This is a genomic window from Salinispora pacifica DSM 45544, from assembly GCF_000378845.1.
Taxonomy (GTDB): Bacteria; Actinomycetota; Actinomycetes; order Mycobacteriales; family Micromonosporaceae; genus Micromonospora; species Micromonospora pacifica.
Genome location: NZ_KB905359.1, coordinates 186,647 through 206,116 on the forward strand (window position 1 = coordinate 186,647; position 19,470 = coordinate 206,116).

The window sequence follows — 19,470 nt, forward strand, 5'->3', positions numbered from 1 at the left end:
TTGGCCAAGCAAGTGCTTGGTCAGACTACGCGGGAGCGGGTATTGGCGCCAGTGGATGACGGTGCGGCGAATGGCGTGTTGCTGAGGGGTTTCCCTGCCGGGTAAGTGGCAGTAGCTTAGAACAAGTTTCACCTAAAGGGAGGGTGTGCTGATGCGACAGAAAATCGGCGCGGCTCTTTTCGGTCTGGGGCTACTCTGTGTTGTCGCAGCCGTGGGCCTGGTATGGCTGATCGTGCCGGCGCTCAAGCAGGTGCCCTACGATGTGACGCCGCCAGACATCGTGGTGGTCGCGCCATCAGCCACCTTCGTCAGCGCCCGGACGCTGCCCAACGGTGACCCCGCGGTGACCGTCGAAACCGGTACTCTGCGTTCGGCCACCGGCATCAAGCCAGACAACGACACCGCCGCAGAGCTCACCGGAAGCCTCGCGGGTGAAACTCTCATCTGGAACGTGTATCAAGCGACCGACTGGGTCGATCGGGACCTGCCGGTCGAGCGGTCCGAGAGCCGCATCGCCCTCGACCGGGTGTCCGGCGCCGCCGCCGAGTGGGAGGGCCAGTGCTACAACGACGTAGTGGCCGAGGAGCTGGGTGCCACCGGGTGCAAGGCGGGGAACATCGCGTACACCGGGCAGCTGTACCTGTTCCCCTTCGATACGAAGAAGCAGACCTACCAGTATTTTGACAGCACCCTGCGGCAGTCGCTGCCGATGCGGTACCAGGGCGTGGAGGAGATTGCCGGCCTGGAGACGTACCGCTTCGAACAGACCATCCCGCAGCGGGGCCTCGACATGGACGAGGAGGCGCTGGCCCAGTTGCTTGGCTTCCTGGCACCGGAGGCGACAGGCGCAACGATGAGCTACCGCGCCTCCCGCACGCTCTGGGTGGAGCCGATGACCGGTGGCATTCTGGGCTACCGCGACCAGCAGCATCACGAGCTGGTGCCAGACGTCGGGCCGCCGGTGGTCATCTTGAACGCCACCTTCCAGTACGACGATGCCACCGCCGACGCGGTGATCGAACAGGCCCAAGATGGTCGGGCGCAGTTGCTGCTGTTCGGTCGCTACCTGCCGATCGGCGTCCTGGTGGTGGGGTTCCTCGCCGCCGGGGCCGGGTTCGTGCTCGCGCGTCGGGGGCGGTCCCGGGGGCCCGGACCAGCAACCGCCACTCAGGTCGACTCCTGAGTTCCGCGAGGGCAGCGGCTGAACGAGGTCCACCACGCTCTGCGCTACCGGCTCGTCCGCGCTGCGCGCTTCCGTTCGTCGCGGCGCTCGCCGAGGATGTCGACGAGGCAGATGAGGAGGGCGGCGACGATGATGCCGATCTCCACGGCGAGTGCGTAGCGAAGTGCGATTGACCAGCGTCCGTCGTTGGCGGCCACCGCCGCGAGCAGGGTGGCGGTGATCATTGCCAGCCCCACCGCGGCTCCCATCTGTCGCATGGTGCGATACATGCCGGCGGCGCTGCCGGCGTCGGGCTTGGGCACCTGGGCTAGCGCCAGGGTGTTGTTCGGTGTGATGACGAGGCCGCTGCCGATTCCGGCGAGGAAGAGCGGGAACACGGTCGCGGCCGAGAAGGCGCCCCCTTGCAAGCCGGTGAGAGCGGTCATGATGGCGAGGCTCACCAGGACGATGATGAGTCCGATGACCAGCAGGGCACGGCCAAGCCGGCCAACGTAGCGTCCGCCGAGCACGGCGCCGAGGGTGGAGCCCACCGCGAGCGGTGCGAGCGTCAGGCCGGTGTTCAGTGGACTGGTGCCGAGCCCGTACTGCAGGTGGAAGCTGAAGATCAGCGGTAGGGAGACGAAGCCGGCGTAGAAGAGGAACCCGAGCAGCAGCCCCAGGCGGTACGGCCGGTGGGTGAACAGGCGAAAGTCAAAGACCGGCGGGTGGCGCCGGATGGTGGAGGTTTCCCAGGATCGGAAGGCGACGAGGACGCCGAGCCCGGCTGGCACCAACAGCCACGGTAGCCACCCCATCCACTGTTGCCATTGCAGCGCGGGCAGGATCACCAACATGATCCCGAGGGCGAGCAGCAGCGTCCCGACCACGTCGTGGCGACGGTCGGCCTGGGGACGAAGCGGCCTTTTCGGAAAGAAACGCCAGATGAGTATCGCCGCCATGATCCCGATCGGGACGTTGATCAGAAAGACGAGCCGCCAGCCATGGTCCGCTCCGCCCCCGGCGATGACCAGGCCGCCGATCAGTGGGCCGACGGCGGTGGCCGCGTTGGAGGTGGCACCGACCGCGCCGAAGGGGCGTCCGCGCTCCGCGGGGGGGAATAGTCGCTCCACGAGGGCGGTGATCTGGGGTGCGAGGACGCCCGCCGCCGCGCCCTGGAGGAGCCGGGCGATCACCAGCACCGTGCCGGAGTTGGCCAGTCCTGCCAACGTGCTGGCTCCGACGAACATGGCCAGGCCGATGAGCATGGCCTGACGCCGGCCTTTGGCGTCGCCGAGTCTCCCAGCGGGGACGAGGGCGAGCGCGAACATCAGTGAGTAGCCGGAGACGACCCATTGGAGAACGTTGTCGTCGGTGCCGAGCGCCTCGTCGATGGAGGGCAACATCACGGTGATGGCACCGATGTCGATCCAGCTGATGAACGAGACGACCAGCGCGATGTTGAGGACTCGCCAGGGTCGGGTGTGCGCGATCCCTACCGGCGCTTCCCACCGTGACATCCTTACCGCCTGGTTTTGGGGCAGCGGCCTGCTGGGTACGAGCCTGCCGACGTGGTCCAGTCACCTGGTACGAGATGGACTGCTCCGGCCGTGGGATTCCGGTGGCGGTGTCCCGCTGCCCGGCGGACAACTAGGCGGTGTTCGCCAGCCGGTGGGGTCGGGGCAAGGCTGGCGGTCGTGGTTCTCGGCGGCGGTGGGGGCGGCGGCACACGCGGATTCGCTACTGAGGCCCTGCCGCCCCCTTCCGCCCCACTCAGGCCGGCTGGGCAGTCAACGTGCCGCGCAGTTCGGTGGCCAGGGACCCTTCCTCGGTTCGGGCGCAGTGGGTGCCGCAGTAGAAGCGGCCGGAGACCTCGATGCCATGGCCCACGATTTTGACCTGGCAGTGCTCGCAGTTCATGGCGAGCTTGTGGTTGGCGCACTCGAGGCTGTCGAAGGTGTGCACGTCGCCGTTGGCCATGTGCACCTGAAATGGCATCTTGTAGTCGTTCCCGCAGACATCACACCTAGCCATATCAAACCCCTCAAATCGGATACGTGAGGAAAGTGTCGAACACCGTTTGCGGGCTGGCAACCGGAATCGGCAAACCGCCGGGGGCCACGCCCGGAGCGTCACCTGTTCGGGCGGCGGTGGTGGCGACGGCGGCGGTGGTGGTGGCGTGCTGCTGACTGTCGAGCTGCCCCACCGGGGAGACCGACGCCGGGGTTCGCCTTCGCGATGGGGTCTTCCCTCGCCCCGTGGTGGGATTGGTGCGGGGGTTGGCGGCAGCACGCAGCACGCACCGTGCTGCGGTTGGCATTGGCCTGCAGTCTCCGGGGCAGGGCAGGGCAGGGCGGGGTGGGGGTGGGGGTGGGATCCGGGGTGGTGCGCCATGATTTCCGGTTGTTCCATTCCCGTGGCACCGCTCCGCCCGGCGAGGTGTTTACCCTTCCAGCGACGCCCGGTCCCGCCGGGAATAGATCATGCATTGCCGGGTGATGCTCCGGTAGCGTCGCTGGGCGTGATCGAGCTTGTCGAGCGGCGTACCGTCCTCTCCGTCGTGGTCGGATCACGGGCGTACGGACTGCACGGACCGGATTCTGACTACGACCGGCGTGGTGTGTTCGCGGCGCCGACCCGCGCGTTCTGGCACCTGGACAAGCCGCCCACCCACGTTGACGGGCCGGCGGCGGAGCAGTTCTCCTGGGAGTTCGAACGCTTCTGCCTGCTTGCTCTGCAGGGCAACCCGACGGTTCTGGAGGTGCTCTGGTCCCCGCTCGTCGAGGCAATCACCGCAGATGGGGAACGGTTGCTGGCGGCGCGGCAGGCGTTCCTGTCGCGGCGGGTGGCCGAGACGTATGGCGGCTACGCCCGGGATCAGCTGAACCGGGTGGCCTCCCGCCGCGATCGCACCGGCGAGACGAATCACAAGCAGGCCATGCACATGATCCGGCTGCTGGTGGCCGGTACACATGTGCTGCGTACCGGGGATGTCCTCGTTGACGTGCGGCATCTGCGCGACAAGCTGCTCGCGGTGCGGCGCGGCGAGCTGCCCTGGAAAACGGTCGCCGCCTGGGCGGCGGACCTGCTCGCCGAGCTCGCCGACGCGGCGGCCGCCACCGCGCTACCGGAACTGCCCGACCGCGATGCCGTGGATCGGCTGCTCATCGCCGTACGGGAAGGGAATCTGTCGTGACCACCGAAGTGCCGCCGTGGGCCGCTGAGGCCGCGCGCATGCTGCCCCGGCCGCTGCTGTTCGCCACCGTCAGCGGTGCGCACCTGTACGGCTTCGCGTCCGTCGACTCTGACCTTGATCTGCGCGGCGCGCACCTACTGCCACCAGCAGAGGTGGTCGGGTTGCGCACCGGGCCGCAGACGTTGCAGTACACCGGCGTACGCGACGGTGTCGAGTTGGACGTGGTCAGCCACGACCTGCTGAAGTTCGCCAAACTGTTGAACAGCCGCAACGGGTACGTCCTGGAGCAGGTGTTGTCGCCGCTGGTGGTCGTCACGAGCCCGGTGCACGCCGAGCTCACGTCGCTGGCCCCACGACTGATCACCCGTCACCATGCGCACCACTACCTCGGCTTCGCGGCCACCCAGCAGAACCTGTACGCCAGGACCGGGAAGCTCAAACCCGCGCTGTACACGCTGCGCGTTCTGCTCACCGGGATCCACCTGATGCGGACCGGTCGCCTCGAGACGGACCTCGGCGTGCTCGGGACTGGGTTGCCGTACGTGCCCGACCTCATCGCCGCCAAGCGGGAGGCCGAGCAGGGACCGTTGCCCGTGGACGCTGCGCCGCGACTCGCCGCCGACGTGCCGCGGCTTCGCGCCGAGTTGGAGGCGGCCCGAGACATGTCCGCGCTGCCCGACTCCGCAGCCCCGGCGGCCGTGGGCGCCCTGCACGACCTGGTGGTGCGCACCCGCCTGGCGACCTCGTGCGCTTCTGCGAACGTTTGAGCATGTACCTCCAGACGGCGTTGCTCGGCGGGCAGTCAAGCCCGCCGGGGCCGGCGAGGGCCAGATGCACCTGGTCATTGAGGGCTGTTTTGAAGGTATGCCCGAAAGGCGTTGCCCGTGCCGGCGCGTAGGCGACGGTGTGGTCGGGTCCGCGGATCGTTTGGGTCATCTGTGCCCGCGGCACGGCGACCGTGCCTATCTTTGGGACTCTCGATTGGAGTAATTTTCAACTCTACACAGGAGGACGATGGGCGGTGCGTAGGCGGTATTTGATCGGCAAGCCGACAGTCTCGGCCCCAACGCGAACCTATTCCGTAGATTGGTCGCACCGCTCGTGCAGGAGGTTGGATGGCTCGCGTCCTGGTTCAGATCGACTTCACGCCGTTTACCGACGACGACGAGTTCGTCCTCGGTGAGCTGACCGACGAGCTGGCGGAGAGTCTCCGCGAGATCGGCGGCGAGGTGGAGCGCGTTGGTAACCCCGTTGTCAACCCGGACGCCAAAGGCGCGGCAGAGCTGATGCTCGGCGTGGTAACCGTACTGACGGGCACCGACCCCGGCTACGTCCAAGCGCTGGTTGACGTGGTCCTGAGCTTCCTCCAGCGCCACACCGGCCGCCGGGTACACCTGCGAGTCGGGGACATCGAAATGACTATCGACCGGCCCACCCACGCCCAGACCGATGAATTGGTCAGAACAGCGCGGGCCGCAATCGAACGGGCCCGTCTCTGATGGGACGGCACGCCCTGCTGCTCGGCACCGCCACCTGCCAGATGGACAGTGAGCTCGCACCCCTTCCCTCGGTACGCCAGGATGTGGCGCAGCTCAAGACGCTGCTGGACGGTGCCGGGGAGTTCGACACCGTACGCGCTGAACTGGACCTGCCAGCGGCACACCTGCGTCAGGTCGTCGAGGAGTTCTACGGCGCGCGACGCACGGGTGACCTGGCTTTGCTCTACTACTCCGGCCACGGGGTGCTGCACGGTGATGGTCAGTCGCTGTTCCTGGCCGCGACCGACACGGTCACCGGGCAGTTGCACACCACCGCGTTCGACACCGACGGAATGCTGCGTCATCTACTCAACGACACGAAGGCCAGTCAGAAGGTGGTCCTGCTTGACTGTTGCTTCTCTGGCGCGTTCACGGCGCGGCACCGGTTCCGGGGCGGGGTGCGGGAAGAGCCGCGTCGCCTCAAGCGTCAGCGTGGCACCTTCATCCTGACGTCGAGCACGCACCTGAAGGCGTCCAAGGCGCAGGGGCCGGACCACCCGTCCGTCTTCACTGAGGTGCTGCTCAATGGTCTACGGGGTGCGGCCGAGGGGCCCTCGGACGATGGTTGGATCACCACCAACGACCTCTCCCGGTACGCCCCGACGGAGATGGCCCGGCGCCGCCAGCACACGCCGGTTGAGTCGAGTGAGGGCGTCACCGAGCCGATCCGACTGGTGACGGCGCCGGGCTCCGCCGCCGCGGGGCGGCAGGTCACCGCCGTTACTTCGAGCCCGACGGACGAGGCGCCGTTCGACGCGGATCAGTGGCGTCGCCTGGTGACCTACTACATCAACTGCATGCAGCGTTCAACCGTGTTGCAATCGTTCATCGACCCGCGGGCGACCGGGACGTACGTCGCGGCACCACCAGGGTCCGAAGCGGTTTTCTCCTCGGCTACGCCCGTGCAGCTGGCCGGGTCGGCAGCCAAACTCGCCGCTCGGGCCCGCGCCGAGGGCCGGGAACTGCAATACGGCTATCCGGTCGTCGCCGTTCGGCCGGCCCGGCAGAAGCCACTCCGGCTCGCTCCGCTCCTGGTCTGCGATGTCACCGTTGGCGCGGACAACGTCCTGCACGCCTCCTTTCCACCCCGCCCCAGCGCCGCACTCGTCGACCTGTTCCAGCTCTCTGAGGTGGAGGGCGACGAACTGCGGCAACGTGTCGAGCAGGCATTCGCGCCCGGCGATCCGACCGCCATCGCTGCCACCGTAGATGTGCTCGTGAAGACGTTCGGGTTGAGACCGGTCACGGAGTTGGACCCGGCGGTGCTCGGCGGCACCATCAGGTCGGGACCGGTGAACGGGGTGCAGAACGCCGCGATTCTGTACACCGTCGATGCTGCCGAGTCGCCGCAGCGGCAGCTCGTTGACGATCTACGGGGCATGGTGAAGAATCCGCGGCTCATCCAGGGGACGGCACTGGGCGCGCTGGCTCTCCGCCCGGACGAAGCCGCGGCTACGCCAGTCGTGACGGTGGCGATGAGCGCGGCGAACGAGGCGCAGGAAAAGATCATCCAGGCGGCGATGTCCCAGCCGTTGACGGTGGCCCAGGGGCCGCCGGGCACCGGCAAGAGTCAACTCGTCACCGCCCTGCTGGCGACCGCCACCGCCGCCGGACAGAGCGTGCTGATCGGCTCTACCAGCAACCAGGCCGTCGACTCGGTGCTCGACCGGGTGACCGACCTGATCGGCCCGGGTCTGCTGATGCGCACCGGCAACAAGGAACACCGGACGCAGGAGCCGAAGCACATCGCCGACATTCTCGCGGCGTACCCGCCGGGCGAGCGGCCCACGACGTCGGACGACCATACGCTCCGACACGAACTGCGGCTCCTGGGCGAAGAAGCTGCCAGACTCCGCGCGATGCTCGACCAACAGCGGTTGCTCGAACGCGACCTCGCCGATCTGGCTGTTGAGCGTGGGGCCGATGCGGGCGACGGTGTGGCACCGCTGCCCGCCGACGACAGGGCCCTGGCACACCTCGTCCGGCTGACCGACCGCGGGCTCGTCAGTAGGTGGTTCGGTTGGTGGTACCGGTGGCAGCTGCGGTCGTACCAGGTCGCGGATCGCCACGCTGTCGAGGCGCTCGCGGAGCGGGCGGTGCTCGAGCTGCGCTGGCGGGAAAGCCGGCGGCTCCTCACTGAGCTGCCCGACACCGATGCTTCCTGGCGGCGACTGGCCGACCTGATCGGCACCGAACGGCCGAACCTCAGCGTGAACCTGCTGCACGCCCAGATCGCCCGCAGGGTGGCTGCGGGAGCACGCCTGCTGCAGGACCGAGCCGACGAGATGGCCAAGCCGCAGTCGGACAGTTGGGCCTACTTCCCGGAGCTGCTCCGGGTGCTGCCGGGCTGGGCCGTGACCGCCCTGTCCGCCCGGCGGTTGAAGCGGAGTCCCGCGTTGTACGACCTCGTGGTGATCGACGAGGCGGCGCAGTGCACGATTCCCGCAATTCTGCCCATGCTCTACCGGGCCAAGCGGGCACTGCTCATCGGTGATCCGCGTCAGCTCGCACCCGTCGTGGACTTGTCCGAGGCCGACGACGTCACGGAACGGGCCCGAGCGGACCTGAGCACCGGTTGGCTCACCGCCCGGCGGCTGACCTACACGGCCCACTCCGCGTACGACGCGTTCGTCACCGCCGCGGGCGCGACGTACCTCCTTGACGAGCACTACCGGTGCCACCCAGACATCGTGCAGGTGCCAAACCGGGAGGTCTATCAGGGTCGGCTTACCGTGCTGACAGATCCTGCCCGACTGGCCGCTGCGGCCGATCCCGCAGTTCGTTGGCGCCACGTGCCCGGCCAGTTCAGCCGCGGCACAACCGGGTCCGGGTTCAACCAGGTCGAGATCGACGCGGTCGTAGCCGAGGTGACGGAACTACGGACGGCGTACCCCGATGTCTCGATCGGGGTGGTCACGCCGCTCGCTGCGCACCAGCGTCGCCTGGCCGCGGCCCTTCGCGACGCCGGCCGCACAGACAACGTGCTCTGCGCGACGATTCACAAGTTTCAGGGCAGCGAGCAGGACATCATGGTCGTCTCACCGATCGGGGCGCATGGCATTCCGGACCGCACCCGAGGCTGGTTGGTACACCAGACCAACTTGTGGAACGTCGCCATCACCAGGGCGCGATCCCAGCTCGTCGTGGTCGGTGACCGGTCGTGGTGGTCGGGGCAACGCGGCCTGCTGACCGCCTTGGCGTTGGTCCCTGATGCTACCGCCGATGCTCAATCAGGGACCGCGAATGTGCCAGTAGACCGATTGCACCTGGCACTTCGGAGCGTCGGTCTTACCGTGCGGCGCGACGTCCCCGTGGCTGGCCGGGCTGTTGACCTCGTGGTGGGGCGCGGAGCTGCCGAGCTAGCCGTCGTCGTTGACGATCCGGCGGGCGACCCCGTGGGCCGGGGACTACGTCGGGTACTCGCTCGAATCGATGTCATCAGTGGTGCCACACCGGTCCGTCGGGTGCCGGCATGGCGTTGCCTGGCCGAGCCGGAGCAGGTGGCGTCAGAGTTAGTCGACACTCTGACGCGGTCCGGGCAGGAACAGATCGATGGTTTGGATGTGCGTCGGTAGCCCTTCCTGAAGCACCGTGAGGGCCCACGGTGGGGGTTCCGGATGATGTCACCAGTCTCGATCCTGTGGGGCATCCAGCGACTCGACCTGTCCCGACTTGATGTGATGGTGTGAATGCGTGGTGCTGACGATAGGTACTTGTTCGATCGGAGGTGATTGTGGGCTCGCAGGTGAATCCCGAGTGGTGGAGGTCGGGAGTCTGGAACGGCCGCCCGATCGGTGAATTCCTGCAGCGGCGGGACGTTGCCGCGGTCTTCCGTTTCCTGCACGCTCGGGGCGTGTCTTACGGCAGGATTGCGGCTCTCGTGGGGATTTCGTCGAACCGTGCGGCGGAAATCGCCAAGGGCATCCGTCAGGTAACGGCCTACGAGGTGCTGGAGCGAATCGCGGTCGGCCTTAGCATCCCGCGTCCAGCGATGGGACTCGGCCGGGACGCGGGCACCCGCGTGGGTGGGGACTCCGATGTCGTGGCCGCGGATAGCGGAGCACACAGTCCGTTGGCAAGTGCGGACGCCAGCGTGGAGGTAGGCGGCCTGGCGAGACTACGGCTTGGCCTGGACGAGGCTTTGGCGTTGACAAGTGTCGCTCCTCAGCAACTTGAGTTGATTGAGGAGTCCGCAAGCGAGCACATGACGCTTTACCCGTCGGCCTCGCCTCAGGTCATGCTGTCGTTGTTGGCTGCCGACTGCCGGGAGGTTCAGATGCTGTCCCTTCGGCGGCAGCCGGCGGCGGTTCAGGCCCGGATTTCCGGGGTGGCGGCGTTGCTGGCCACGATGTGCGCTGATGCGATGATGCGGCTCGGGGATGCGGCCGAGGCTCGGCGTTGGTATGGCACGGCGATCCACGCGGCGGACGACAGTGGGGAGGCTCGTCTCAGGGTGTTGGTGCGGGCCCAAGCGGCGATGCTGCCGTACTATTTCGGGGACCCGACCCAGACTGTTGCTTTGGCTGACGCAGCTTTGGCGGTCACATCCATCGCATCGTCACCTGCTGCCTTGGCAGCCGCAGGCCGGGCGCGTGCGCTGGCCCGAATCGGTGCTGCGGAGCAGGCAGAGTCGGCAATTGACCAGGCGCGTCGGCTGTTCGATCAGGCTGGTGACGAGGACACCGACGTGGCCTTCCGGTTCCCGGTGAAGCGGCTGTTGTTCTACCTCTCCGGTGCCTACACCTGGCTGGGTGACACGGGTGAGGCGTATCGGATCCAGGAAGAGGCGTTGCGGCTCTACGGCGCGGCTCCGGCCGTACCTATTGATGCGGCGCTCATCGCCCTGGATCGGTCGATGTGCCTTGCCCAGGACCGGCGAGCGACCGAAGCGGCGGTGACCGCGCGTGATGCTGTCGCGGACCTACCCGAGGCGCAACGGACCGAAATCATCCTGACCAGGGCCACCGACGTGACAAGGGCGATCCCTGAGGAGAGCCGGCCTGGTGAGGTCGCGGTCCTTACGGACTATGTGCGGGCCTGCCGCGAGAGCGCCCGTAGGCTTGGGACCACAGCAGCACCCGGTCCCTAGGAGCCCCATGTTCGTCGAGGCGCGCACCCGGCCGGTGCTCGCCGAGGTATGTCGTCGCCTTGGCTACCACGACTTGGACGCGACCCTGCTGCGGCACCACACCAACGCCGTGTACGCAGTCGGTGACGTGGTTATCAAGATCGCCCCCGGAGACCATGGCCTCGAACGGGTGCGCGGGATGGTGGCGGTGGTCCACTGGCTGGTGGACCGAGGGTTCCCCACCGTGGGCCTTCACCCAGGACTGGTCCAGCCGTTGCGGGTGGGTGGGCACGTCGTCACGGTCTGGCAGCGGCTGGACCCGGCGTACGACAACCGCATCACCGTCTCCGAGCTCGGAACGCTGCTCCGAGACCTGCACGCCCTGCCGGCTCCGCCGGTGCCACTGCCCGTACTCCGACCGATCCGCAGCATCGAGCGGTCCGTCACCCGCGCGAAGATCCTGAACGACAAGGAACGGGATCTGCTGATGTGTCGGCTTGAAGCAATGACGGCCAGCTGGGAAGCGATGTGCTTTCCCCGAGGCACGAGCATGATTCAGTCCGATCCCCAGATCCGCAACGCGCTGCGCGACTTCGACGGCACGCCCGTACTGGCCGACTGGGACGGTGCCGCTGTCGGACCCCGGGAGTGGGACATCGCAACCGTGGCTGTCCACTGCCGCCGGTTCGACCCACCAGGCGCGGATGCCTTCGCCGACTTCACCGCAGCCTACGGCTGGGACGCCACATCCTGGCCAGGGTTCGAGAAACTGTGCCAGCTTCGTGAGCTGCAGATGATCGCTACCAACGCTCGCAAGTCCCGGTCTGGGACCGAGGCCGCCGACGAGGTGCACCACCGGATCACGGGCCTTGTTGACGACGGGCCGGAACTCCGTCGCTGGCACATTCTCTGAACCAAGTTTCGTAACGATGGCCGCCCCCGTTTTCTTCGTATTGACCTAAGACGGTCATGGTGAGACCCACCGTGGCCAACCACGCTGGGTCTATCTCCAAGCGGTGCCGCCAGCGATCGTAGAGGCCAGAAACACGTCGGCGAATGGCTTAGGACCGTCCTGACCGCCATGGCGCGCCGACGGGCCAGCGGCAATGTCACACCAGGGAGCTTCAGATGGACGTGCCCTACGGCGGCGGGTCGGAATACGACCCAACGCACCGAAAATGGTCCCCACCGGGCACTCCGTCAACCGCACGGGTGATTCCTCGCTCGCGTACTGCTATCAGGGCTGCGTGGGCGGGTGGCCGGCGGTCTGCTCCCGGTCGCCGGCCAGTGGCGGTGGGCTTGCCGGCGTGTCGACAAGCCCACCGCACTCACACAGCGAGTCAAAGTGGCGTCCGGTCATGACTGTCTATATTTCACGCAACGCAACGGTCGGCGACCTGCCACGACCTCGGTTAACTTCGGCTTTGCCGATGCAGCCGGGACCGACCGATCCGCCGCTGCTGACGTACGTCTGGCGAATCGTCTTCGAGCGGCAGGCACGGGAGCGCGATCCCCGATGAACAGCGACGGAGGCTGCCCCGCGGACGCTGAATCGTCCGAGCCGGCGGAACGCCCTTCCTTACGGCCGCTGGCTCCGCCAGAGCGGTCAGCCGGGGCGGTCCGCGCCGGGCTGCCCCGGCCGCATCTGCCCATGCGGCCGCTGTGGCGGTGCCGCCGATGCGGCCATCCGTGGCCGTGCGGAGCGGCGAAGGTCGCCCTTCTGACGGAGCACCGGGACAGCCCGGTCAGCCTCTTTCTCTACCTGGCCAGTTGTCTGCACGACGCGATCGAGGATCTGCACCAGCTCCATCCCAGCGACACCGGCAGTGCCGCGGATGTCTTCGACCGCTTCCTTGGCTGGCCCGCCCGGCACTACCGCTCCTACCGGATCGCCATCAGGGCCTCTCCCGATGAAGAGAAACCCTCATGAATGGCACTGACGTCATCAGTGCCACCCAGGTGATTCGGCCTTGGTGGTGCACTGCGCAGGGTCGTGGGAGACCGTGTTGGAGTCAACCCCGGCATACATCGACGAACAGCCGCCCCGGCCCGCCAGCTGACGAGTCGTCGGGCCGTCGCCGAGCGCCTGCGCGACGCGCTCAGCAAGGGGTTTGACCGGCTATGGGTACGGCAGCGCCGGTATTGGTGCTGGCGGTCATGAGGGTGAGAAGCCGCATGGCCTGGCGGTAGGGTTACGCGACAGCCGGTCCGCTCCCAATTTCGTGATGCTTGTTGCACGCTTCGATCATTTCCGGGTCGTGCGTGGACGCGACGACTGTGCAGCCGTTGGTGGCAAACTTCGTTAACAAATCGATGACCTTCCGCCGGTTTATGGCGTCCAGCGAGGCAGTGGGTTCATCGACGAATACTACTGCGGCTCGTTTGTAGATGGCCCGAGCTATGGCGAGTCGTTGCCTTTCACCACCACTAAGGTGGCTGGCCGCCTCATCTGGCCGGTCGGCCAGCCCAGTCCGATCGAGAATCTGCGCCAGTCGCCGTACGTCCCCGGAGGCCCGCTTGCCCAGCTGGCTCGATTGCATCGTTACGTTGAAGGCAACAGATTCTGATTCCATGATGCCGTAGTCTTGCAGTACGAATGCTGCGTGGTCCCGCCAGAATCGACGCCGCGCCGCCGACCCGTACTTTGTGACATCCTTGCCATCGATCAGAATCTGACCCTGGCTGACCGGGAGTAGCAGCCCGAGGCAGTGCAGCAGAGTTGTTTTTCCTGACCCGCTTGGACCCACGAGGGCGGTCATCGTCGCGGGCTCGCAGCGTACGGACTCATTATTGAGCACCGAACGTCCACCTATTACCACGGAGACACCTTGGGTTTCAATTTGCATCGGTATTCCCATCAGATTCGCCGCCTGCTGACGCCGGAGAAAAACCAACTCGCGGCCCACACGTGCCCCAGCGGCACGATAATCATCCCGCACAGCGCGGCTACCAGCAGTGCCGCGATGTTGTCCGGCCTCTGAAATAGCGCGACGAGACCGATGAGTGCCGATCCGGCCAGCGACTCCCTCATCACCCGGCTTTGTAGGATCTGCGCCCACGGGCGGCCGGACAGCCGCAAGGGGAAGTCGCGCTTTACGTGCAGTAGGGCGGTGATAAGCGCGCTGATCAGGGTCGCGACCGTGAAGGCGACGGCCAGGGCGGCGAGCGCGAGGTTCATCAGCCAGGCCATATATGCCATGAACTGTGCTCGGAGGATCCCTCGCTCCGCGACGTAGACGATACTGAGGTCGCCCTCGACCCCTTGGCCGACCAGTGCCCCGGCAGAGAGGCCGTTGCGCTCGAGTAAATCCTGGGTTGCCGCCACGCCGGTGAACAGAACGTTTCTCGTCGAGAGCATGGAAGTTAGGTTTCGGTCGTTGAAGGTTTGGTGCAGGGAGGGCACGATGGCGACGAGAACATTGCCCAAGAAGTGGAGATCTCCACCGCCACCCTGGGCGACTGGTAGCCGGAATCCGCTGGCAGGCTGCAGATATTCGAATCCCGACAGGACCTCCGTGCCGGGTCGTTTCCCTCTCGACAGCAGGGAGAACGTATCGGTGAACTCCCGGGAGAGCATGCCGCTCACGTCCTGGTACGGCACCGGCGTCAGCGCCCCTGCCGGTGCGTTGATGGTCGTCAGGTCGAGCCATTGCTGGTTTACGAAGGAAACTGCTGAGTAGTCACCGAAACCGCTGCCCCATGTCTCGTTGTGGAAGGTGTATGAGGAGGCGATCATTCCGGCCTTTTCGCCGTCTTCAACAAGGTTGCCGATCAACGGTTCGAGGCTGGTCATTTCATCGTCGCTTATCCCGAGCTGTATCGTGACCTGGTTCGCGAGGTTCTTCCACTGTGCCATCTCCGCGGCTTGAGCGGAGGAGTTGCGATATGCCGACCAGGCCGGGTCGGCGGTGCTTACCACCAGCAGGAAGGTCAGTGCCTGGAGGACCACGGCCGCCAAACGAAGGCTCTTCACCGCGGGCTGCCGAGTAGCGAGCATCGCCGTGCTTGGCCAGGCGGAGGCCGACATGATCAGGGCAACGAAGAGCGCTACCGCGATGACCGTGCCCTCCACGCCCGCCAGCACCTTGACGAAGACGTCGATGTAGAGCCAACCACGAGCGAGGCCAACGTAGCTGGTGGCAGCGATGGTGACAGCGGCTGCTGGGAGGAGGAGGGCGGCCGCAAACCCGCCCAGATCCTGCGCCTGAATGCGTAGCGTGGGGCATCCGGCGAGCACCCTGAGTGCGCGGCTGCGCGCCTTCATCGACAACCAGAACAGCGCCAGCGTCGCGATTAGGGCGAAGGCGGCCAGGACGGGTACGGCGAAGCCACCCTCCTGCAGGACGAACCCGAGGCTGCTGATCACAGAGGCATCGGTGCGCGTCACCCGTACGCCTTTGCCGGCCAGCCGGCTCTCCAACTCTGTCAGCCCCGAGAGAGAACCGCTGACCAGGTACGAACCGTCCGGTGAAGAGTTGGTCAGCCGGTCCCGGTCGACAATCCGTGCCGTGCCGACGCCGCTGAACGAGTGGAACGTCGCGGGCAGATTTCCGTCGTTGAGTGCTACGAAGATCTGCTCGTTACCGTCACCGTCACCGTCACCGATCAGGTCCGGTGCGATCCGTAGCAGGCCCAGGCTCAAGTCGGCGTCCAACTGCGTCAGTACCGAAAACGCCTCCCTGTCGCTGAACTGCGACTCTCCGAAGTCCAGGCCCAGCCTGCTATGTGCAGTTATGGCCTGTGGAAAGTCTCGGTCGTGTAGATCGGTGACTATCACCGCCACCAAAGCCATCAGGGAGAACAGCGCACCCGAGACCGCGACTACCACACGCTTGTACAACGACCCTCCTGAGCGATCCGTGGACATTGCGGCGAGCACGATGACGTTCGCCGTATCCACTGAATCAAGGTGTTCGCCGGCGCGCATCGGGCCGTGGTCGGCCTTGAGGGTCGCTCTTCGGCCCTGAGTCCGTCGGACCGTGGTCTGACACCGGCTACCCGGAGGGTTCGCATTCGCACGTCGAGCACGGGCGGCACCGAGACCGGAACGGTAGGCTGCGCCGCATGACCGAGAGCTGGTACCGCCTCCGACGGTCATGGCTGCTGCTGCCGCCCGGCATGCTGCTTGTCGTGCTGGTGGCCGTTCTCGTGCTCGGACTTACCTGGCCGTTCGTGGCTGTCTTGCTGTCAATGTTCGCGGCAATCTCCGCTTGGGCGATAGTCCGCTTGCTGGTCGAGCGGCGTGAGCATGAATCGGCGATGGCGCGTCGGGATGTCGCGGAGGCAGTACTCGCCGAGCGTCTGCACCTGGCCCGGGACCTGCACGATATCGTTTCTCACGGTCTGGGCATGATCACTGTACGAGTAGCCGCCGCCGCCCACCTGCATGCGCGCAAGCCGGACGATCAGGTGTTGCTGGCGGCTATTGCGGATGTGGAGGCCATCAGCAGGACGGCGACGGCGGAGCTCCGCCGAATGATGGATGCGCTTCGGGAGGTTGACCGCCTGCCTGCCCGCCATCCGACTGAGACACTGGCGTCCCTGCCCGCCATCATTGAGGGCGCCCGGCGGGCCGGTCTACATGTCACCCTGGCTCAGGGGGATCTCGGCGTGGTGTCGCCGGGTATCCAGGTGGCGATCTGCAGGGTCGTTCGCGAAGGGTTGGCCAACAGCGCCCGATACTGCGGATCGACTACTGTAGAAATTGGTTTGACGCGGACCCCAGCCGCGGTGTGCGTGGCGGTTGACGACGGAGGGCCGAGTCGGGCCTGGGTCGTTCGACCCGGCGCCGGCCTTGGTCTCGTCGGTCTGCGGGAGAGGGTCAGCAGCCTGGGGGGAACCCTGACGGCAGGGCCGCGCGCGAAGGAGCGTGGGGAAGTCGCGGGGTTTCGCTTGGCGGTCACCCTGCCCGAAGGGACGGTATGACTGCGTCAGCGCCACCGCTGCGGGTCGTTGTCGTTGATGACGAGCTCCTACTCAGACGGAGCCTCGCGATGATCATCGATTCCGAACCCGATCTCACCGTGGTTGGAGAAGCCGGCGACGGGATGGAGGCGATCGCCGCCGCCGAGACCTTGGCCCCCGACATCGTGTTGATGGATGTCAGGATGCCGCGGCTCGACGGCATTGACGCGACCCGAGATATCTGCCGACTACCCGAGCTCGGGCACACCCGGGTGTTGGTCCTGAGTATGTTCGACCTTGACGAGTACGTCTTTCATGCGCTCCGCGCCGGAGCAGCTGGCTTCTTGCTGAAGGACAGCCGGCCCGAGGATCTGCTGGATGCCATCAGGCGTACGTGTGACGGCGAGTCGCTATTCGCTCCATCGATCCTGGCGCGTCTGGTCGAGCACTACGTTGGCGCTCGGCCCACCGGCCCTGCCGGCCCAGTGCGGTCCCGGCTCGAACAGTTGACGTCCCGGGAGGTGGAGGTGCTGGGCCTCATCGGGCAGGGGCTGTCTAACGACGAGATTGCCCGGCATCTCACCATCGCTGTCAAGACTGTCAAGTCTCACGTATCGCATCTGCTGAGCAAACTTGGCGCCCGCGACCGGGTGCAACTTGTGATCACCGCATATGATTGCGGCCTGGTGATTCCGGTGGCTGCTCCCGCACCTGACCAGCGGCGTCGGGGAATAGTGTGACGATTCCGCAGGAGGGCTGCACACCTCCTAGGAGTAGTCGTTTTTGCGACGGTTCCTGGCTTGAGGGGCGTCTGCTTCTGGGCAGGTCCGGGCGGGAGCGGAGCCATGGGACAGTCGGGCACCCCGACCTTCTACTCCTCCTTCCCTGGCGGCCCCGCTTTGCGGGATGTGCTCAGGAGTTTTGCCGGTCAGGGTCTTGGTGCTGGATCACCTCAGCGAGCGCGGGGATGGTCTCCAGTTGCTCGGGTCGGAGTTTGCTGGCCACGCTGCCGGCGGGCCGGGGCTGGTCGGGAGTGAAGGACAAGACTCTCGTAGGAGTGATCGCGAGGTCGACGCTGAAGTCATGCTTGTCGTTGGGCAGGACGTCGTCAATGACCTGCAGTTCGTGCACGGTGGTCGCGATGATGGTGCTTTCGGTGATGAGACCGGCATCGGTGAGGAGGGCCAGTTCAAGGTCCGGGTAGCCGGCACCTTTGCCGATTCGTGCGCCGTCGGACTGGCCGATAGCGACGCTTCCGCAGACAACGAGGTCCACCGGGCGCATCTCCTGCGGTCCGACCAGGGGAGCGACGTCGGCAGCACCGGCGCTGGTGGCGGCGATCTCGAAGGGCACGGTGAGGGCTGCGGGATCGAGCAGGTAGAACGGTTTGGTCGTGGCGAGTTTCGGTACCGCCATGTAGAGCAGTTTGCCTGCGTGTAGCGCTTGCACCCGAACGGGCAACTGGGCGCGGTCGGGGTTGCACTTAATGACGCGGGCGCTCCTCCATTGGTCGTGCTCGGCCAGGCGAGCTGCGGCTTGTTCCTTCCCGGCGAAGTCGGGGATGTGACCATGCACGCCGGACGAGGCGGCGTTGCCGCGTTCGAGGAGATCCCAGACGCGTTGCCGGATAGCGCGTTTCGCGTGGTCGAGATCGCCGAGGGTGGTCACGCTGCGTCTCGTCCTTCGTCGCTACCGACCTTCCTCGTACGTGCGTCACGCCAGGCGTCGGTAGCGCACCCCACCTCGAACGCCCACCAGCCAAGGCTCGTCCCCGACTGCAGCAGCGCCTTGATAGCGGCCAAGTCGGCATCGGCGGGCACGGTTAAGGCCACGAACGGGAACTCTTCATTGAAGGACTCACCGCCAAGGCCGAAGCCCGCGAACTGCTCGTGCACCGCTCCTGCGTTCCGTCCGAGCGGGCCATTCGGCAAGGGCAGGACCCGGATCGTGCAGTTGCCTGACGCCTGGACGCGCTCGACTGCCCATCGCACACCGGTATTGTCGGTCGTGAAGCGGACGACGTCTCCCTCGGCGATGCCGTCCTGCAGGAACGGCGCGCTCTGAATCCGCGCAGTTTCCACGGTTACTGGCCGCGCCCACAAGCCCTCGGTGTCATAGGGAAGCCAGCCCGCACGCGGACGGAACCGAAACATGACTTTGACCAGACCAGCTTCGTCCGGGACCTGCCTGTCTGGCGCTATCGATGCCACGCCGTACCCACCTCACGAGTAGTCGATGTGCCGGATAGACCACGCTTACGGGTACGGAGGATAGGCGTCGCGCAGCGCGTCAGATTCACCCGGCCCAGCGCCAAGCCCGTGGTGGCCACCGGTTTCTTCGGGGGTATGTGGTCGTAGCGTTCGTCGACGCGCTGGACGCGTTCTGGCGGGGAGGCCGTAGTGACGGGTTGACGGTGGCGGGCAGCTGTCAGCGGGTGCCGTAGAAGGCGGGCGGGGCGGCTGGGTCGAAGTCCTCCTCGCTGGCCATCTCCCTCGCGACCTCGGCGGCGGTCGGGCTGAGGGCTGCCATGGTGGCCGCGATGCCGAGGGCGGCGAGCGCCACGCCGATCGCCGCACTGAGGAACAGGGTTTTGAAGGTGTTCATC

19 protein-coding genes are annotated in these 19,470 nt (G+C 66.4%); 11 read left to right on the forward strand and 8 right to left on the reverse strand.

Annotation, left to right across the window (positions count from 1 at the left end):
- Positions 1-151 precede the first annotated feature (151 nt).
- Complete coding sequence (locus SALPAC3_RS0100720; protein WP_080635237.1) at positions 152-1,183, forward strand: cell envelope lipid trafficking protein PgfA; 1,032 nt, start codon at positions 152-154, stop codon at positions 1,181-1,183.
- Positions 1,184-1,227: 44 nt separating this feature from the next.
- Here the strand turns inward: SALPAC3_RS0100720 and SALPAC3_RS0100725 are convergent, their stop codons facing one another.
- The 3 genes from SALPAC3_RS0100725 to SALPAC3_RS28200 all read right to left on the reverse strand — a co-directional run bounded on the left by SALPAC3_RS0100725 (position 1,228) and on the right by SALPAC3_RS28200 (position 3,365).
- Entirely contained in the window at positions 1,228-2,679 is a 1,452-nt protein-coding gene (locus SALPAC3_RS0100725; protein ID WP_018219346.1) for an MFS transporter, read from the reverse strand.
- Positions 2,680-2,932: 253 nt separating this feature from the next.
- Complete coding sequence (locus SALPAC3_RS0100730; protein WP_026185122.1) at positions 2,933-3,193, reverse strand: hypothetical protein; 261 nt, start codon at positions 3,191-3,193, stop codon at positions 2,933-2,935.
- A gap of 10 nt (positions 3,194-3,203) precedes the next feature.
- Positions 3,204-3,365, reverse strand: a complete 162-nt coding sequence (locus tag SALPAC3_RS28200) for a hypothetical protein (protein WP_018219348.1) — start codon at positions 3,363-3,365, stop codon at positions 3,204-3,206.
- Between the two features lie 315 nt (positions 3,366-3,680).
- On the opposite strand from SALPAC3_RS28200, the gene SALPAC3_RS0100740 reads away from it, so the two are divergent.
- The 8 genes from SALPAC3_RS0100740 to SALPAC3_RS0100775 all read left to right on the forward strand — a co-directional run bounded on the left by SALPAC3_RS0100740 (position 3,681) and on the right by SALPAC3_RS0100775 (position 12,891).
- Positions 3,681-4,355 carry a nucleotidyltransferase domain-containing protein gene (locus tag SALPAC3_RS0100740; RefSeq protein ID WP_018219349.1) on the forward strand — a complete coding sequence of 225 codons (675 nt, stop codon included), beginning with the start codon at positions 3,681-3,683 and terminating at the stop codon, positions 4,353-4,355.
- A complete protein-coding gene (locus SALPAC3_RS0100745) occupies positions 4,352-5,122 on the forward strand; it encodes a nucleotidyltransferase domain-containing protein (RefSeq protein ID WP_018219350.1) in 771 nt (256 codons plus the stop codon). Before SALPAC3_RS0100740 ends, SALPAC3_RS0100745 begins: the two co-directional genes overlap by 4 nt.
- Positions 5,123-5,470: 348 nt before the next feature.
- Positions 5,471-5,854 carry a hypothetical protein gene (locus SALPAC3_RS0100750; RefSeq protein WP_018219351.1) on the forward strand — a complete coding sequence of 128 codons (384 nt, stop codon included), beginning with the start codon at positions 5,471-5,473 and terminating at the stop codon, positions 5,852-5,854.
- The gene (locus SALPAC3_RS0100755; protein ID WP_018219352.1) at positions 5,854-9,468 is read left to right on the forward strand and encodes an AAA domain-containing protein; all 3,615 of its coding nucleotides are present in this window, start codon (positions 5,854-5,856) and stop codon (positions 9,466-9,468) included. Before SALPAC3_RS0100750 ends, SALPAC3_RS0100755 begins: the two co-directional genes overlap by 1 nt.
- Positions 9,469-9,620: 152 nt before the next feature.
- On the forward strand, positions 9,621-10,982 hold the full coding sequence (locus SALPAC3_RS0100760; protein WP_018219353.1) for an NsdA family TPR-like regulatory protein: 1,362 nt from the start codon (positions 9,621-9,623) through the stop codon (positions 10,980-10,982).
- 7 nt (positions 10,983-10,989) lie between these two features.
- Positions 10,990-11,874: a phosphotransferase gene (locus SALPAC3_RS0100765; RefSeq protein WP_018219354.1), complete on the forward strand. Its 885-nt coding sequence runs from the start codon at positions 10,990-10,992 to the stop codon at positions 11,872-11,874.
- 445 nt (positions 11,875-12,319) lie between these two features.
- Positions 12,320-12,481 (forward strand): multiple cyclophane-containing RiPP AmcA, encoded by a 162-nt coding sequence (gene amcA / locus SALPAC3_RS29150; RefSeq protein ID WP_332308157.1) that lies wholly within the window; start codon positions 12,320-12,322, stop codon positions 12,479-12,481.
- A 131-nt stretch (positions 12,482-12,612) separates the two neighbouring features.
- The gene (locus SALPAC3_RS0100775; RefSeq protein WP_018219356.1) at positions 12,613-12,891 is read left to right on the forward strand and encodes a hypothetical protein; all 279 of its coding nucleotides are present in this window, start codon (positions 12,613-12,615) and stop codon (positions 12,889-12,891) included.
- A 262-nt stretch (positions 12,892-13,153) separates the two neighbouring features.
- Here SALPAC3_RS0100775 and SALPAC3_RS26485 read toward each other — a convergent pair whose 3' ends face one another.
- Positions 13,154-13,819, reverse strand: coding sequence for an ABC transporter ATP-binding protein (locus SALPAC3_RS26485; protein ID WP_332308186.1), 666 nt, complete (start codon positions 13,817-13,819; stop codon positions 13,154-13,156).
- Complete coding sequence (locus SALPAC3_RS0100780; RefSeq protein WP_080635099.1) at positions 13,819-15,888, reverse strand: hypothetical protein; 2,070 nt, start codon at positions 15,886-15,888, stop codon at positions 13,819-13,821. Before SALPAC3_RS0100780 ends, SALPAC3_RS26485 begins: the two co-directional genes overlap by 1 nt.
- 137 nt (positions 15,889-16,025) lie before the next feature.
- Between SALPAC3_RS0100780 and SALPAC3_RS0100790 the strand changes: the two genes are divergently transcribed.
- On the forward strand, positions 16,026-16,886 hold the full coding sequence (locus SALPAC3_RS0100790) for a sensor histidine kinase (protein WP_018219358.1): 861 nt from the start codon (positions 16,026-16,028) through the stop codon (positions 16,884-16,886).
- A complete protein-coding gene (locus SALPAC3_RS0100795; RefSeq protein ID WP_080635100.1) occupies positions 16,883-17,605 on the forward strand; it encodes a response regulator in 723 nt (240 codons plus the stop codon). The genes SALPAC3_RS0100790 and SALPAC3_RS0100795 overlap by 4 nt, the downstream gene beginning before the upstream one ends.
- A gap of 172 nt (positions 17,606-17,777) precedes the next feature.
- Here the strand turns inward: SALPAC3_RS0100795 and SALPAC3_RS0100800 are convergent, their stop codons facing one another.
- The 3 genes from SALPAC3_RS0100800 to SALPAC3_RS28205 all read right to left on the reverse strand — a co-directional run bounded on the left by SALPAC3_RS0100800 (position 17,778) and on the right by SALPAC3_RS28205 (position 19,469).
- Positions 17,778-18,533: a 5-formyltetrahydrofolate cyclo-ligase gene (locus SALPAC3_RS0100800; RefSeq protein WP_018219360.1), complete on the reverse strand. Its 756-nt coding sequence runs from the start codon at positions 18,531-18,533 to the stop codon at positions 17,778-17,780.
- A complete protein-coding gene (locus SALPAC3_RS0100805; protein ID WP_232430438.1) occupies positions 18,530-19,075 on the reverse strand; it encodes a DUF4265 domain-containing protein in 546 nt (181 codons plus the stop codon). Before SALPAC3_RS0100805 ends, SALPAC3_RS0100800 begins: the two co-directional genes overlap by 4 nt.
- A gap of 217 nt (positions 19,076-19,292) precedes the next feature.
- The gene (locus tag SALPAC3_RS28205) at positions 19,293-19,469 is read right to left on the reverse strand and encodes a hypothetical protein (RefSeq protein ID WP_018219362.1); all 177 of its coding nucleotides are present in this window, start codon (positions 19,467-19,469) and stop codon (positions 19,293-19,295) included.
- Position 19,470 lies beyond the last annotated feature (1 nt).